Annotated in this window: 13 protein-coding genes; all 13 read right to left on the reverse strand. The window is 43.1% G+C overall.

All coding sequences use genetic code 11. The annotated features are described in order from the left end of the window. Positions 1–77: 77 nt before the first annotated feature. A complete protein-coding gene (gene asnB / locus W03_RS10355) occupies positions 78–2,036 on the reverse strand; it encodes an asparagine synthase (glutamine-hydrolyzing) (protein WP_244073043.1) in 1,959 nt (652 codons plus the stop codon). A gap of 149 nt (positions 2,037–2,185) precedes the next feature. Then, on the reverse strand, positions 2,186–3,307 hold the full coding sequence (locus W03_RS10360) for a glycosyltransferase family 4 protein (protein ID WP_244073046.1): 1,122 nt from the start codon (positions 3,305–3,307) through the stop codon (positions 2,186–2,188). A 46-nt stretch (positions 3,308–3,353) separates the two neighbouring features. Continuing rightward, positions 3,354–4,616, reverse strand: a complete 1,263-nt coding sequence (locus tag W03_RS10365; RefSeq protein WP_244073047.1) for an O-antigen ligase — start codon at positions 4,614–4,616, stop codon at positions 3,354–3,356. A gap of 12 nt (positions 4,617–4,628) precedes the next feature. After that, on the reverse strand, positions 4,629–5,780 hold the full coding sequence (locus W03_RS10370) for a glycosyltransferase family 4 protein (RefSeq protein WP_244073050.1): 1,152 nt from the start codon (positions 5,778–5,780) through the stop codon (positions 4,629–4,631). Between the two features lie 155 nt (positions 5,781–5,935). Beyond that, complete coding sequence (locus tag W03_RS10375) at positions 5,936–7,072, reverse strand: glycosyltransferase family 4 protein (protein WP_244073051.1); 1,137 nt, start codon at positions 7,070–7,072, stop codon at positions 5,936–5,938. A gap of 13 nt (positions 7,073–7,085) precedes the next feature. After that, positions 7,086–8,414 carry a murein biosynthesis integral membrane protein MurJ gene (gene murJ, locus W03_RS10380; RefSeq protein WP_244073052.1) on the reverse strand — a complete coding sequence of 443 codons (1,329 nt, stop codon included), beginning with the start codon at positions 8,412–8,414 and terminating at the stop codon, positions 7,086–7,088. Positions 8,415–8,493: 79 nt separating this feature from the next. Then, positions 8,494–9,504, reverse strand: a complete 1,011-nt coding sequence (locus W03_RS10385; RefSeq protein ID WP_244073053.1) for an NAD-dependent epimerase — start codon at positions 9,502–9,504, stop codon at positions 8,494–8,496. 4 nt (positions 9,505–9,508) lie between these two features. Next, entirely contained in the window at positions 9,509–10,837 is a 1,329-nt protein-coding gene (locus W03_RS10390; RefSeq protein WP_244073056.1) for a UDP-glucose/GDP-mannose dehydrogenase family protein, read from the reverse strand. Between the two features lie 303 nt (positions 10,838–11,140). Continuing rightward, positions 11,141–12,235 (reverse strand): biopolymer transporter Tol, encoded by a 1,095-nt coding sequence (locus tag W03_RS10395; protein ID WP_244073058.1) that lies wholly within the window; start codon positions 12,233–12,235, stop codon positions 11,141–11,143. 87 nt (positions 12,236–12,322) lie between these two features. After that, positions 12,323–13,321, reverse strand: coding sequence for a sulfate ABC transporter substrate-binding protein (locus W03_RS10400; RefSeq protein ID WP_279600073.1), 999 nt, complete (start codon positions 13,319–13,321; stop codon positions 12,323–12,325). A gap of 90 nt (positions 13,322–13,411) precedes the next feature. After that, on the reverse strand, positions 13,412–14,647 hold the full coding sequence (locus W03_RS10405) for a multifunctional CCA addition/repair protein (protein ID WP_244073060.1): 1,236 nt from the start codon (positions 14,645–14,647) through the stop codon (positions 13,412–13,414). Positions 14,648–14,706: 59 nt separating this feature from the next. Then, positions 14,707–15,177, reverse strand: coding sequence for a cytochrome c (locus W03_RS10410; protein WP_244073062.1), 471 nt, complete (start codon positions 15,175–15,177; stop codon positions 14,707–14,709). A 9-nt stretch (positions 15,178–15,186) separates the two neighbouring features. After that, complete coding sequence (locus W03_RS10415) at positions 15,187–15,729, reverse strand: DUF411 domain-containing protein (RefSeq protein WP_244073064.1); 543 nt, start codon at positions 15,727–15,729, stop codon at positions 15,187–15,189. Positions 15,730–15,962 lie beyond the last annotated feature (233 nt).

Genomic DNA, 15,962 nt, shown 5'->3' on the forward strand with positions numbered 1-15,962 from the left:
TTTAGGTATCCTGATATGATAGCAAGTTGATCTCAAATAGAGAGCCTTCCAGAGAATGAATAAATCAGGTATGTGTCTCATACATTACTCTCGAGCCAAGCTTGGAACATTAATACGTCCCACAAATGATATTGCCAATTTCTTTTGCCGCTGGAATGTTCCAACCATTTCTGACGAATAGGCGTTGGATTGAAAAAACCTTCTCGCCTCAAACGCGACTCATCCAGTAAATTCTCAGCCCAATCCCGCAGCGGCCCACGTAACCACGAATCAATAGGTACGCCAAATCCCATTTTAGGGCGATCAATCAGCTCTCTTGGAACATACTTGTACAGTAATTGCCGCAATAGCCATTTTGTATCACTATTTCTTACTTTATAACGCATCGGCAACCGCCAAGCAAACTCATAAACACGATGATCAATAAGTGGCACTCGTGTCTCTAAGCTAACCGACATCGCTGCTCGATCTACCTTAACTAGGATATCATTTGGTAAATAGCTGATCGAGTCGAGAAACATCATTTGTTCTACAAGCGACGATAATCCTTGTGGATCAAAATGGGTCAACTGCGTATCCGGTTCACGCATATTCAAAACAATTTCCTCAGGTTGCCAATGTGTCACAACGGATCGGTAAAGCAAAGCACCAGATTCACAACCCAAGAAAGTTGCGCCTTTATGCAATTTATTACCTAATGCTAACAAGCGATGCTTTTTAGGAATAATACTCGAAATCAAACCATACATTTGATCCCAATTGGAGGGTGGAATCAACAAAATAGCTTGTGCAATGATTTTGCGCAAACCGACTGGCATTGCAGAAATTTTATCCCAAACACCTTCCGCAAAAGCATACCGATTGTAACCACAAAAAAGCTCATCACCACCGTCTCCCGATAAAGATACAGTTACTTGTTGGCGTGCTAATTTTGAGATTAAGAATGTTGGTATCTGAGAAGAATCTGAAAACGGCTCATCGTATATTGCCGGAAGCTTGGGAATCACATTCATTGCATCTTCGGGAGACACATACAGTTCAGTATGCGCAGTACCGAGATGACGTGCAACTTCGCTAGCAAAAAAAGCCTCATCGTATTCTTTTTCATTAAAACCGATCGAAAACGTTTTAACCGGCCGACCAGATTGTGCTTGCATTAATGCCACAACTGTCGATGAATCTATGCCCCCGGAAAGAAAAGCACCCAACGGCACATCCGCCATCATCTGCCCAGAAACTGATTGCTTTAATGTCTTTTCCAGTGCGCTCACTGCCTCTGTATCGGAACTAAACCGATAAGGATCTGCAACACCGATTAAAGCAGCTTCTTTCGCTGACCAATAAACGAATGGCACAGGTTTCTCTCTTCGGTGCAGAATTTCTTGGGTAAATTCAAGCCATGTACCCGGAATCAATTTTGCAATATCGTGGTAGATCGAATAGGGCGCAGGAACATAGTTATGCCTCATGAGCAAACCCAACACATTTCGATTAATTTCGCCTTTAAACCCTGGAATTTTCCGTAATGCCTTAAGCTCCGAACCGAAAACCAATAGATCGCCGAAAAAACCATAATAAAGTGGCTTTTCACCCATCCTGTCTCGCGTTAATATTAACTTTCGCTCCTGCTTGTCCCACAGTGCAATCGCAAACATACCGACAGTCTTTTTCAGTGTAGCTTCAACCCCCCAATACTCAAATGCTGCCAGTAACGATTCGGTATCCGCATGCCCACGCCAGTTGGGTGCTCGCCCACACTTTTCCAACTCTTCCCGGAGATCCAAATGATTGTAAATTTCACCATTGAAAATAATAACAAAACGGCCACTAGCGGAAATCATGGGTTGATGGCCTGCAGGAGATAAATCTATGATAGACAAACGCCTGTGAACAAACCCTATTGAGGCATCTTTGTCCACCCAGACACCCATATCATCAGGGCCTCGATGGGCGATAGCACTGCCAGCTTGCTTCAATATTTCTTCTATGTCATTGGGTAAAAAACTTGCACTCAATACACCCGCTATTCCACACATTTAAGCAAATCCTAGTTATTTAAAAAAAGAAAATTCGAAGTAAGCATCAGTATTCCAAATCATCAGAAAGATATGCTGACGCCACGCACTCTTTTTCTGCTTTCGCTCTATTCCAAAATTAATTAGCCTCCTAGAAATGGATAAGTGCATTACCTTTTGACGCGATCGAACAGCTTATCCCACATCGCCAAAACACTCTCTACCGAAAAGCGCTCGCGGACATCGACCGCTTTTTGTGCCATGCGCTCACGCCGCTTATCATCCCCCATCAATTGATCCAGCGCTGATGTCAACGCCGTCACATCACCCACTGGATTCACCAACAACCCATCTTCACCATCACGAATAATATCGCGCGGACCCGTGTCGCAATCATAACTTACCACCGCGCACCCATGCGCCATCGCTTCAACCAATGTATTCGGGAATCCTTCAAAGCTTGAACTCATCACATATAAATCTGCACGCGCATACCAATCGCCCACATTACCCACTCCACCCGGTAAATGCACGCGTGATTCCAAACCCAACGCTTTAATTTGCGATTCCAACGCCCCTCTCAGCGGCCCTTCCCCAAGAATCACCAGGTCCCAATCCCCATAACGCTTCGCAAGCGTTGCAAACGACATCAAACAACAGTCAAATTGCTTTAATGCTATCAATCGCCCTACCGCCAAAAGAAGTCTACGTTTATCCGCAAGCAGCGTAAGCGGAACCAACCTAGGCTCAAAAGCCGATAGTGGATATGAAACTGGGTTAGGAACGACCGTACCTTTAGCTCGTGGAATTGCGCTCTGTAACCAACTCAACCCTTTATGGGTTTGCATAACCACCGATGATGCATACGGGTAAGTCAATTTCCGAAGCAATTCATAGAATCGACCAATGGACCTTACAGGTGGATAAGTTCTTTCTGAAACAACCACAGCATATCCACTACCCCACGCAGCCAGTATCGTGGCGACATTTACATTGGTAAGAAAAGAGAGCACCACATCAGGTTGGATTGTTTTAATCAAATGCCGTAGCGCAAAAAGACGCTTGAACTGAACAAACAGACCGAGCCGATCAAAATTCCCCACCAGATCAGATAAATAACACAATTGAATTTTGTCTGACAGCGCATAAAAACACTCTCCGCGCTTCGAATACGTCACCACAAGCGTTACTTGGTATCCACGCTCAACCCATGCGTTTGCCAAGTTTGCAGCAACCCGCTCAGCGCCTCCGCTACTCATTGCACTCACACAAAAAAGAATTTTTCTAGCCATCACAGGAAATTTATCATTCTCAATTCAATTGTTAGAAAAATTCTCATCAAGCGCATCTTCGGTCGGAAGAAATAAGCTCACGTTCCTTAGCCATCAAGGCTGCTAGAGTAATAATTCCAACAGTTTCACTTAACAAAGTATTGCTGAAGAAACCCAGAAATGCAAAATATACGGCAATCAAAATAAATGCGACACCAAACTCAGAACCCTGACGAGATGAAGCACGACGATACAAGCGTATTCCTTTGAACAAAATAATCCCCATGAAAGTGGCATAAAGAATTCCGCCCCATATACCTTGCTCAAACATTAACTGCAAATACATATTATGCGGTGGGTGAGGAAAACCCCATGCTGGAAAGGTTTCATCCAGTTCCCTCATACCGTACCCTACAAGAGGGTTCTCAGTAAATCTTTGCCAAGCCAATTCGGCAACATATCTCCTCTCCTGTGCGCTTTCATCGTTCGACTCTTTACCCATCGTCTCAAAAAACTGTAACCGTCCTGCTACATTATCATGGTTAATTTCTGTGGAACTTAATCCTATTGAAAATAGCGTAGCGCCAATAATGGATACAAAGGGTACGACAACTAATAATATTAGCAAGGTTTTCTTATTAAAATGGCCACGTAGAATCCATACCAAAGATACTAATATCGCTAGCAGCATAGCCGAACGAGAAAATGTCGGGAACACTCCCATTCCCATAACCAGAATCAGAAAAATACGCCAACGCATCGCAATAAAAGGCATGATAGCGATACACATGATCACCAATAGCCCACCTGCAATATTGGCATTAACGAAAAAACCAGCTGCTCGACCAGGATTACTTCCTTTTTGATCTGCCGGAATAAATGTAAATGGCACAAGATAATCTATCCAAAAACATACCGCAGCAAACAAAGCACACCCGAACCAAACAGCTACAAGTCGCCGAAAATCGACCCCTGCAGTCAACACAAAACAAGCTGAAAAAAGTAATAACGCGAGAAACCGGCTACGCCATGATCGATCTTCGGCCGAAAAATAACCTGCATCGACAAATACGACCCACAGCAAACCCGATAGCGCATAAACTAGAAACCAATAAAACATTGGCTCAGACAATAACAACTTCACTATTTTCGGCTTCAGGAAAACAAAAGCTGCAGCCATGATCCATGCGATCACATAATACCAAGTCGTTTCTGGCCCACCAAATCTATAATGATAAATGGGCCAATTCGTAAAAAAAACTATTACTAGCCCTATTAAGCTTAAAGAAGCCAACCAATGAACATTATTTTTATCGTTATTTAGCGACATAATGAATTATCATCAAGTTGAACGATGCCGATTTTTCCCTTGCTGCGCTATTATTTTGCTAAAAACTTCATCCCACATCGCCAAAATACTTTCTACCGAAAAGCGCTCGCGGACATCGACCGCTTTTTGTGCCATGCGCTCACGCCGCTTATCATCCCCCATCAATTGATCCAGCGCTGATGTCAACGCCGTCACATCACCCACTGGATTCACCAACAACCCATCTTCACCATCACGAATAATATCGCGCGGACCCGTGTCGCAATCATAACTTACCACCGCGCACCCATGCGCCATCGCTTCAACCAATGTATTCGGGAATCCTTCAAAGCTTGAACTCATCACATATAAATCTGCACGCGCATACCAATCGCCCACATTACCCACTCCACCCGGTAAATGCACGCGTGATTCCAAACCCAACGCTCTAATTTGCGATTCCAACGCCCCTCTCAGCGGCCCTTCCCCAAGAATCACCAGGTCCCAATCCCCATAACGCTTCGCAAGCGTTGCAAACGACATCAAACAACAGTCAAATCGTTTTTGATCCGCTAAGCGCCCTACTCCCAATAATAATTTACGCCCGTCCGCAAGCAATGTTTGTGGAGCTAACTTAGGCTCAAACACCGATAATGGATAGGGAATCGGATTGGGAATAACAGAGCCTTGTGCGCCTCGAATATTCTCGATTATCCATTGCATGCCCATTTTTGTCTGCACAACAATCGACGCTGCATAAGGATAGGTAAGCACACGCAATATGTTATAAAACCGACCAACTGGTTCCATAGGTGGATAGATTCGCTCAGAAACAACCACAGCATATCCACTACCCCACGCAGCCAGTATCGTGGCGACATTTACATTGGTAAGAAAAGAGAGCACCACATCAGGTTGGATAGTTTTAATCAAACGCCGTAGCGCAAAAAGACGCTTGAACTGAACAAACAGACCGAGCCGATCAAAACTCCCCACCAGATCAGATAAATAACATAATTGAATCTTGTCTGACAACGCATAAAAACACTCTCCGCGCTTCGAATACGTCACCACAAGCGTTACTTGGTATCCACGCTCGACCCATGCATTGGCCAAGTTTGCAGCAACCCGCTCAGCGCCTCCGCTACTCATTGCACTCACACAAAAAAGAATTTTCCTAGCCATACTGGAAATTAATCCCTCATTGACTTCGTTAAAAAATTCGCATCATGCATGCTTAGCGGTCTCTGCTTTTTTCTAAACGTTAAAAATACTCAAATTTGGAATATCAACAATACGAAATCTGACAATATGAGACACAAAATACACAGCACATTCAATTACTTCAAATACGTCGCCGACTTAGCAACGACCTTGATAAAAAGGCTATCCCACATCGCCAAAACACTCTCTACCGAAAAGCGCTCGCGGACATCGACCGCTTTTTGTGCCATACGCTCACGCCGCTTATCATCTCCCATCAATTGATCCAGCGCCGATGTCAACGCCGTCACATCACCCACTGGATTCACCAACAACCCATCTTCACCATCACGAATAATATCGCGCGGACCCGTGTCGCAATCATAACTTACCACCGCGCACCCATGCGCCATCGCTTCAACCAATGTATTCGGGAATCCTTCAAAGCTTGAACTCATCACATATAAATCTGCACGCGCATACCAATCGCCCACATTACCCACTCCACCCGGTAAATGCACGCGTGATTCCAAACCCAACGCTTTAATTTGTAATTCCAACGCCCCTCTCAGCGGCCCTTCCCCAAGAATCACCAGGTCCCAATCCCCATAACGCTTCGCAAGCGTTGCAAACGACATCAAACAACAGTCAAATCGTTTTTGATCCGCTAAGCGCCCTACTCCCAACAATAATTTACGCTCGTCCGCAAGCAATGTTTGTGGAGCTAACTTAGGCTCAAACACCGATAATGGATAGGGAATCGGATTGGGAATAACAGAGCCATTGGCTCGCGGAATCTCATTCTGCAACCAAGTTAATCCCTTATGCGTTTGCATAACTATCGAAGCTGCATGGGGATAAGTCCATTGACGAATCTGATGCCAAAATCGATTCAGGGGAAACATCGGAGGATAAACACGTTCGGAACCCACGACCGGAATGCCCAGACGAATACCCGCCAAGATAGCAAGTGCGGCACTGATTGTCATCATACCCAACACAACATCCGGTTTAATTCTGCAAAGCACCCTACGCAATCTTAAGATACGGTTTAAGTTTGCAAAAATTGCCTTAAAAATATTTGAAGACTCTCTAGCAAGATTAAGTGAAATATGCGTAATACCGACATTCATCTGATAGAAATCAGTAGATTTATCTTCAAGCGTAATCACTGTTACTTGATTACCGTGCTTCAGCCATTCATTCGCTAAGTTAACAACAGTACGTTCAGCTCCCCCTCGACGTAAAGAATGGATAAAAATTACAATATTCATATCAATGCGTAGATTAAATGAATCGCCGCGAAGCAATATAAAGACAAGCAGTCGACCATACGTACATCAATCCAGTTGACAGAGCAATTCCTGATACTCCCATCAAATCGGGCAGAAATAGATTGCCGATGATTTTAATGAACAAATTCGTAACCGTAAAAAACGCAATGACATTATAACGCTCATGGCTTGCTAATAACTGCACGAGAACCAATCCCGCATAAAAAAATGGCACTTGAATCAATCCCCAACGCAATACATCCGAAACGCTTTGCGTATCCGCGGCGCTAAATTGTCCTCTTTCAAAGAGAATAGCGATAACCCAGGGTGAAAGTATCCAAAATATCAAAAGCACCCCCAGTCCAAGCAAAAACATCCACCCGCACCACTGCAACGCGGTTTTCTTAAGATCGCCTTCACCTTTTGCATGCATATCTGAGAACACAGGCAAAACCGCCCTACCAATTGCCATTGCTCCTAGACTCAACAAAAGCGCAAGTACACGATTGGAGTAACTCAGAGTGGAGATAGCACCAACCCCTAGATTAGCCGCAGTAAATTGATCGATGATTATGGAAAAACTCATTAACGTTTGACTAATCGCCAATACTCCGATGGCATTCCAGAAACCTTTCCACGCAGGCGATTGAAAAGTGAAACGAGGTAATTTTAGTTGGTTACTTTGCATCAAAGGAATCGACAGTGCCACCAGTTGAAACACCACGCCTATCAATGTCCCCCAAAGTAAAGGCTCAGTCATCCAAGTAGATGGCAAAAATAACACCACAAAAATCACTAATGCAGGTATCGCTTCGAAAAGCGTATTTCGGTGATGCCCATTAGCTAACATCCATGCAGAAAACAAATTGATCACAATCCCCAGCAATCCGATTGACGCTAATCCCGTTGCAAAATTATCGGCCAAATGCTGTGTAGAAATAGGTAATCCTGTCCAATTCGCTCTCAGGATATATGGGAATGAAAAGTAAATAAGAATACTGAGAAGAATGCCTAGAACAATCGTAAATCCAAATACTTCATTCCTAAATTGCTGGATATCTATCGCATTGCTTACTTTCAAACGAGCCAGAAGTGGCACCAAAACAATGGATAAAACACTAAACCAAACCGATACAGGCCAATTAATCAGGGAGAAAACCAAAACATACGCATCTACAATCTCGCTAATGCCATAGCGCCACGCAATTGCCATTTCCTTGGCTGCACCGGCTAGCCTACCTATCAAAACAAAAGCGCTCACCAATAAAAAACTGCTCGCGATTCGACGATGATATGATTCTGGATTGGTAATGTGATGGCGAATGCGACTAAAAAAAGCCATAAGGATTACAATTTATAGTGTTATCAAGCTTTTTAGGAATAATAAAAATCATCAGCAGAAACAAAAGAAAGCATGATAATTAAGGTCGATTAATATAGCTTCGATACCAATCCACCCATTTTCTGATTCCAACCGCAAGTTCGGTTTTTGGTTCAAAATGGATATCACGTTTGAGATCTTCAACATCAGCATAAGTAGCAATCACGTCACCTGGTTGCATGGGCAGCAAATTCTTTTTAGCGGTTCGCTCTAAAGCATCTTCGATTATTTTAATAAAAGTAATCAATTCTACAGGTTGATGGTTACCGATGTTATAAACCCGATAAGGCGCATAACTAGAACCTGGATTAGGCGCATCGGTTTTAAAGTGCAAATCAGATGATGCAACACGATCCAGAACGCGAACAGTCCCCTCAGCAATGTCATCCACATAGGTAAAATCACGCTGCATTTTGCCATGATTGAATACATCGATAGCGCGATCCTCAAGAATAGCACTCGTGAATAACCAGGGAGACATATCCGGACGCCCCCAGGGACCATAAACCGTAAAATAACGCAACCCTGTAGTTGGTAATCCATACAAATGGCTATAGGTATGCGCCATCAATTCATTGGCTTTCTTAGTAGCCGCATACAGACTCACCGGATGATCAACACTATCATCAACGGAAAAAGGCATCCGAGTATTTGCCCCATATACACTGGATGAACTCGCATACACTAGGTGTTCTACTTCATTATGACGGCAACCCTCAAGTATATTGCCAAAACCAATCAAGTTGGTTTGCATATATACATGTGGATTCTTTAGAGAATATCGAACACCAGCTTGTGCCGCGAGATTAATGACCCGCTGCGGCTTTTCTTTGGCAAACAAATCTTCAACGACTTTTCGATCGGCGATATCGCCTTGCGTAAATTTAAAATTGAGATAGTCAACCAGTTGTCCAAGCCTGGCGTGTTTGAGACGTGGATCATAATAGTCATTGAAATTATCAATTCCTATCACCTCATCACCCCGTTTAAGCAAAACCTGCGCAACATGCATACCGATAAAACCAGCAACACCCGTTACCAGAACTTTCATAGCATTAATTTCTTCCGATCGAATAATAAACAAAACCACGGCGTTTCATGGCTTCTACACCGAATAAATTGCGACCGTCAAAAATGACAGGATTAATAAGCTCGGCTTTAACGAGATCGAAATCTGGCACGCGAAATTGTTGCCATTCCGTAACAACAATCAACGCATCTGCATTACGTAATGCTTGCTCTTTAGTTCCCATAAGAATCAAATCGTCACGTTGACCATAGATACGCTGACACTCTTTCATCGCTACTGGATCAAAGGCTTGCACTTTTACACCCGATTCCCAAAGCGCTTCGATCAACGTGCGGCTAGGCGCTTCTCGCATATCATCGGTATTTGGCTTAAAACTGAGCCCCCACACAGCCATAGTTTTACCGGCAAGCGCGTTAGCATTGCCAAAATGTTGTTTGATTTTCTCGAATAATTTATTTTTTTGACGATAATTAACGGTTTCTGTTGCTTTAAGCAGCTCGGCATCATAGCCAACTTGCTCAGCAGCCTTTTGCAATGCTTGCACATCTTTAGGAAAACAACTACCACCATAACCACAACCCGGATAGATAAAGTGATATCCAATACGGGGATCTGCGCCGATACCGTTACGCACCTGCTCAATATCCGCACCTAGCTTCTCTGCAATATTGGCCAATTCATTCATAAAGCTTATCTTGGTTGCCAGCATCGCATTGGCTGCATACTTTGTCAGTTCTGCACTTTCAACATCCATAAATAAAGTGCGTTCATGATTGCGGTTAAATGGTTCATACAGTTCAACCATACATTCTTTCGCTTTTATCGAACGGGTTCCAATGATAATACGATCCGGCTTCATGAAATCATCAACAGCCGCGCCTTCCTTTAGAAATTCCGGATTGGAAACCACATCGAATGGAATTTGTTTGCCGCGCTCAGTCAATATCTGGTTGATTTTTGCTTGGACTTTTTTTGCCGAGCCCACCGGAACTGTCGATTTATTTAGCACTACTTTATAATCCTGCATGTTTCGAGCGATGACCTCAGCAACCTTTAAAACATGCTGTAAATCGGCAGATCCATCTTCACTCGGTGGAGTGCCCACGGCAATAATTTGTATTTCACTATGGTCAATAGCTTTTGCTGCATCCGTAGTAAAATGCAAGCGTCCTTCGCGCACGCCACGTTCAACGATGTTTTCAAGTCCAGGCTCCCATATTGGCAAGATGCCTTTATTCAAATTGTCGATCTTATTCTGATCAATATCGACACAAAACACATTGTGACCAACCTCTGCCAAACAGCTACCAGTAACTAAACCAACGTACCCTGTACCAAAGATACTAACTTTCATTACTATTACTCTCTAGTCGTAATTCCAAATAAAGTACTCCACCGCAAACGGTAAAGAATTAAACTCGGAAGAGATTAAATAAAAAACCAACCAAAATGCATACAATAATATTTACTATGGAGATAAGTGCCGAATCAATAAGGAACCTAAGGCAGTAAATACATCCTGTTTGCTTAAAGAACAGCTTGAGGCTTTAATTAGCTCACTCTAAAAGGTATGGAAGTATTCCATAAAATACTCCATCAATCAAAATTTTATCGATTCAGGATAGTGAAACCAAGACCAAGTCTTCAAAATTAGATTTTACTTCAAAGAAAGACTCTCTAAAGCTTTTTGGTGATTCCACTTACCATGAAATAAGTGGCCCTTTTTTTCAGGTGTACGATCACTAGTCCAAGTCAGGTAGTTACCATCCGGTGTAAATACTGGCAAGCCATCAAAGCCTTCTAGATCAGTTACTCGTACTGGGTCTTTTTTGCCGTCTGTATCCACGATATAGAGCTCGAAATTGCGGTGCCCGTGTAAATTGGTAGTAAAAATAATGTATTTTCCTGAAGGGTGATAGAAAGGCGCCCATGACAATTTATTCAAATGGGTAATCTGCTTCTGATCGGTGCCATCAATGTTCATAGTAAAGATCTCAGCTTCCCGACCATTATCAGAGAAGCGTCGCCACACGATTCTCTTTCCATCCGGACTAAAAAAAGGTCCACCGTCATAGCTTTTGGTTTGTGTTAAGCGCTTCACATTCGAGCCATCCGCATCCATGATATAAATATCAATCAACGCAGAAGGATTCGCTTTAAATAAGGCCGCCTCTTCATCAGACAATTTTTCCGCATATGCACGTCGATTGGAAGCAAAAGCAATCTTTTTACCATCAGGTGACCACGATGCTTCCGCATCATAGCCCAATGTTCGGGTTAAATTCTTGATTCCTCCACCCGTAAAATCAGTTTCATAAATATCATAATATTCATCGTAATCCCAGGCATAAGAGTGCTGCACACCAGATTTCCTTTGCTCAATCTCAGCTTTCATTTTATTTTTTGCTTCAGGATCCTCATGTGTAGATGAGAACAATACTTTATCTTGCTTTGGATGAATCCATGCGCAAGTCGTTTTTCCAGTACCCGGCGATACCTGATTTACATCACCGCTAGCAATATTTTTCAGAAAAATTTGATAAAATGGATTGTCATCGGAAACTTCTGCTTGGTAAATCATCCACTTCATATCGTCACGATAGTAAGCTTCGCCAACCCTTTTTTCTTTGGTAGAGAGCTGATGCTCATCCGTAATAAATCCAATAGTATCCGCATAAGCTTGAGTATAGCCAGTTGCGGTTATCAATAAAATCAGCAGTATTTTTGAGTCTATCCTTAAAACGCTCATCATCTCTAACAATCCCTTCATAAAATAAATCTTGAGAATTCCTTCTGGTCTTACCGTTTTACACTCATGCCTTAACGCAAACCCACATCATTATTGCGAATGAATCTGATCGAATGTGCCACCTTCTGCAAAATGAGTTTTGTATGCGCTTTTCCATCCACCAAACGCTTCATCGATTTTAAATAATTCGATCCTTGGGAACTGATCAGCATATTTTTTAGTAATACCCGCATGCGTAGGGCGATAAAAATGCTTAGCCGCAATTTCCTGTCCCTCTTCGGAATAAAGGTATTCCAGATAAGCTTCAGCAATTGATCGTGTACCTTTTTTATCAACCACTTTATCAATAATTGCAACAGGAGGTTGCGCAAGAATACTTAACGATGGAACAACGATCTCAAATTTATCAGCACCGCCTTCCCTCAAAGCTAACAATGCTTCATTTTCCCAAGCGATAAAGACATCGCCGACTCCCCGTTCCACAAAAGTTGCCGTTGCACCTCTTGAACTGGAATCCATGACCGGTACATTACCGTAAATATTTCTGACAAATTCCTTAACTTTCTCTTCACCAAATTTACGCTTACCATACTCCCACGCCGCCAAATAGTTCCATTGTGCACCACCAGAAGTTTTCGGATTTGGCGTAATCACTTCGATACCGGAGCGCGCTAAATCATCCCAGTCTTTAATTTCTTTCGGATTACCTTTTCGTACCAAAAAAATAATCGTCGAAGTATAAGGCGTACTTTGCAGCGCTAAACGTTTCTGCCAACTCTCAGGCAATAATTTTGCCTTCCCGGCAATGTTATCAATATCGTTTGCAGAAGCTAATGTAACAACATCCGCCTCCAAACCTTCTATTACTGAACGAGCTTGCTTACCGGAGGCACCATGTGCTTGTTGAATAGTCGAGATCTCCTGTGTTCTCTCTTGCCAATACTTGGCAAAAGCCAAATTAAATTCCTGATAAAGCTCGCGGGTCGGATCATAGGAAACATTTAGCAATGTTTTTCCAGAAAACACCATGTTGCTGACTAACATACTTGTGACAACGAAACTCGCGATTAACCATTTTTTTATGGCCATAATTTACCCTCCAAAAGAGATAAATGATCAGTATTAGACACATGACAAGCTCAAGATAATCAATGTGTAATAGCGTAGCAGATTTTCATTTTACGCTTTTATTGATGCTGCTATTTGATCGATGCGTGCAGCGCGAACCTTATGTTGTATTGTATCGGGTAGTTTTCTGGGGTCAGAATTCGTTTCACGTATTGCACTTGCAATCGCACCTGCATCCACAAGCTTTGCTGCTACTAACGCTTGCTGTAAACGTGGCAGTTGCGGGTACGGTTTTTCTGCATATCCTGGGCGTCCATAAAAATCACATGCACACGCTTGTAAAAATTCCTCAAATCGCTGCGGTTTCCGATAGGCATCGGTTGCCTGCAACATATCAGCCATAGTTGCAGGCTTCAGTTCATCCGCGCGATGGACATTGCCATGATAACGCGCCACCAGTAACGCCAAATCCCGGCAATTTTTCGGCACACGTATTCGATCACAGAGTTTTTCAGTCAAACCAACGCTACGCGCTTCGTGATCGATATGGCGCGGCCATAACTCTCGCGGCGTTGCAGCTTTACCGAGATCATGCGTCAATGCTGCGAAACGAACGGTCAATGGGTATTCTTTTTTTGCAGCATAATCAATCACCAACATAATATGAACACCCGCATCTATCTCGGGATGAGCATGTTCAGGCTGTGGAACACCAAATAACGCATCCACTTCAGGTAAAATACACGCCAATGCACCACAATTACGCAAAGTTAAAAACATCCTCGACGGAATATCTGCCATTAAGCCCCTTGCCAGCTCTTGCCAAACACGTTCAGCGACCAGTGCATTGACCTCGCCGTTTTGCACCATATCCTTCATGAGCAACAACGTTTCAGGGGTTACTTGGAAATTAAACCGTGCAGCAAATCGAGCAACGCGCAAGATTCTAACCGGATCTTCAGAAAATGCCGGACTGACATGTCGTAAGATACCTGCTTTTAAATCCGATACACCATTAAATGGATCAATAATTTGACCTGCTTGATCTTTAGCAATGGCATTGATCGTTAAGTCGCGACGAGCCAAGTCTTCTTCTAAAGTAACTTGAGGAGACGTTAAAACCTCAAATCCTTTATATCCTCGAGATGTTTTCCGTTCTGTACGTGCAAGCGCATATTCTTCATGGGTTTCTGGGTGCAGGAAAACAGGAAAATCCTTCCCAACCGGACGATAACCCAAGCGCACTAAACTCTCGGGGGTCGCACCTACTACGACGTAATCTCGATCTTTCACCGGCAGCCCTAGGAGTTCATCACGAACAGAACCACCTACCCGATAGATTCTCAAAAGCTATCCAACCCGAAGATAATAAATTCAAAAAAGCTGCTTAAAAGCTACCAATTACATTATTGTTTATTCTCAAAATTTTTATACCATAAATCGTAAATCTCGGCAGGCCACAACGATTTAATCCAAACAATAACATCATCAATTTGCTGTTCTGTGAGCTTATCTTCCCATGCCGGCATAGATCCAATTTCTGGAGGGGTGCCTTTCAAAATCGTCTTCTTCAAGACATCAGTAGAATGATGCCAGGCGTGCGCGGTTCCATCCAAAGGAGGTGGAGGATATTTACCATCCGGATTGGGTTTACGCCAATCTGGCGTACCCACGCCATTTGGCCCGTGACAACCCGAGCAATTGGCCGCGTACACTTTCTCACCACGCATGATTTGTGCGGTATCAAAATTTTGCTGGATCATCACGGTAGGCTGACTATCTCTTATACCTGGCAACGAACTAAAAGTTGTTGCTTCTTTACACCCCAAGAATGATGCCATCACAAACACGAGCACCGCTAAATAATACTTAGGCATGCAATCCAACTACGGCTTTAATCGCATCACGGAACTATTCTTTTCAGCTTCGGCTGCTACAGGTTGAGCTTTTTCAGCTTGCTTTGCATAGGGATCGTAACGATTATAGATAGTGGTATCCTTGCGCAACTGGCCAGGTTCTTTAATTAACAATACATTATATGGATCAACGCGAGAACCCTCCATGCCAGGCGTTCCGTGCGGCATATCTGGCACAGACAAGCCGACTGCCCTGGGTTTTTCTTTTAATAAGCGCATGATATCAGCAGCCGGTACATGGCCTTCAATGGCATACCCATTAACCAGTGCGGTATGACAAGAGCCCAGTGTTTCAGAAATACCTGATTTCTTACGAATGTCTTTATTGCCAATATCGTGTGTATTCACGGTAAATCCATTTTCACGCATGTGATCGACCCATTTGCTGCAACAGCCACACGTGGGACTTTTATATACCTCTACGGTAGCAGTCGCGATCGCTTGCGAGGCCATACCCAACAAACCGATTGCGAATATTGATCGGATATACCGAGAAAAATCTTTTATCTTCATTTGCTCTCCAAAATTATTGATGTCCCATAAAAACCACGTAGCCTATTTATAACCACCATGTATTCTACGTAAAACTGATCGCGCTCCGCTTAAAAGTACTTGAATACTTGCTGGTATAATTAACCGCTTCACCGGGTTGGGATCTTATGTTTTCTACCCGTTTACGAATAATTTTTAATTCAAACATCTGCCACTTATTAGAATTAGGTCATGCTAAATTGTTCCACGCGATT

The sequence above is a fragment of the Nitrosomonas sp. PY1 genome (assembly GCF_022836435.1).
GTDB lineage: Bacteria > Pseudomonadota > Gammaproteobacteria > Burkholderiales > Nitrosomonadaceae > Nitrosomonas.

Excerpts from the sequence above, each read along its gene's own strand:
- W03_RS10400 (WP_279600073.1), bottom strand. The coding sequence starts at position 13,321 with ATGGCCATAAAAAAATGGTTAATCGCGAGTTTCGTTGTCACAAGTATG.
- W03_RS10365 (WP_244073047.1), bottom strand. The coding sequence starts at position 4,616 with ATGTCGCTAAATAACGATAAAAATAATGTTCATTGGTTGGCTTCTTTA.
- W03_RS10410 (WP_244073062.1), bottom strand. The coding sequence starts at position 15,177 with ATGCCTAAGTATTATTTAGCGGTGCTCGTGTTTGTGATGGCATCATTC.
- W03_RS10395 (WP_244073058.1), bottom strand. The coding sequence starts at position 12,235 with ATGATGAGCGTTTTAAGGATAGACTCAAAAATACTGCTGATTTTATTG.
- W03_RS10415 (WP_244073064.1), bottom strand. The coding sequence starts at position 15,729 with ATGAAGATAAAAGATTTTTCTCGGTATATCCGATCAATATTCGCAATC.
- asnB (WP_244073043.1), bottom strand. The coding sequence starts at position 2,036 with ATGTGTGGAATAGCGGGTGTATTGAGTGCAAGTTTTTTACCCAATGAC.
- W03_RS10385 (WP_244073053.1), bottom strand. The coding sequence starts at position 9,504 with ATGAAAGTTCTGGTAACGGGTGTTGCTGGTTTTATCGGTATGCATGTT.
- murJ (WP_244073052.1), bottom strand. The coding sequence starts at position 8,414 with ATGGCTTTTTTTAGTCGCATTCGCCATCACATTACCAATCCAGAATCA.
- W03_RS10390 (WP_244073056.1), bottom strand. The coding sequence starts at position 10,837 with ATGAAAGTTAGTATCTTTGGTACAGGGTACGTTGGTTTAGTTACTGGT.
- W03_RS10375 (WP_244073051.1), bottom strand. The coding sequence starts at position 7,072 with ATGAATATTGTAATTTTTATCCATTCTTTACGTCGAGGGGGAGCTGAA.
- W03_RS10370 (WP_244073050.1), bottom strand. The coding sequence starts at position 5,780 with ATGGCTAGGAAAATTCTTTTTTGTGTGAGTGCAATGAGTAGCGGAGGC.
- W03_RS10360 (WP_244073046.1), bottom strand. The coding sequence starts at position 3,307 with ATGGCTAGAAAAATTCTTTTTTGTGTGAGTGCAATGAGTAGCGGAGGC.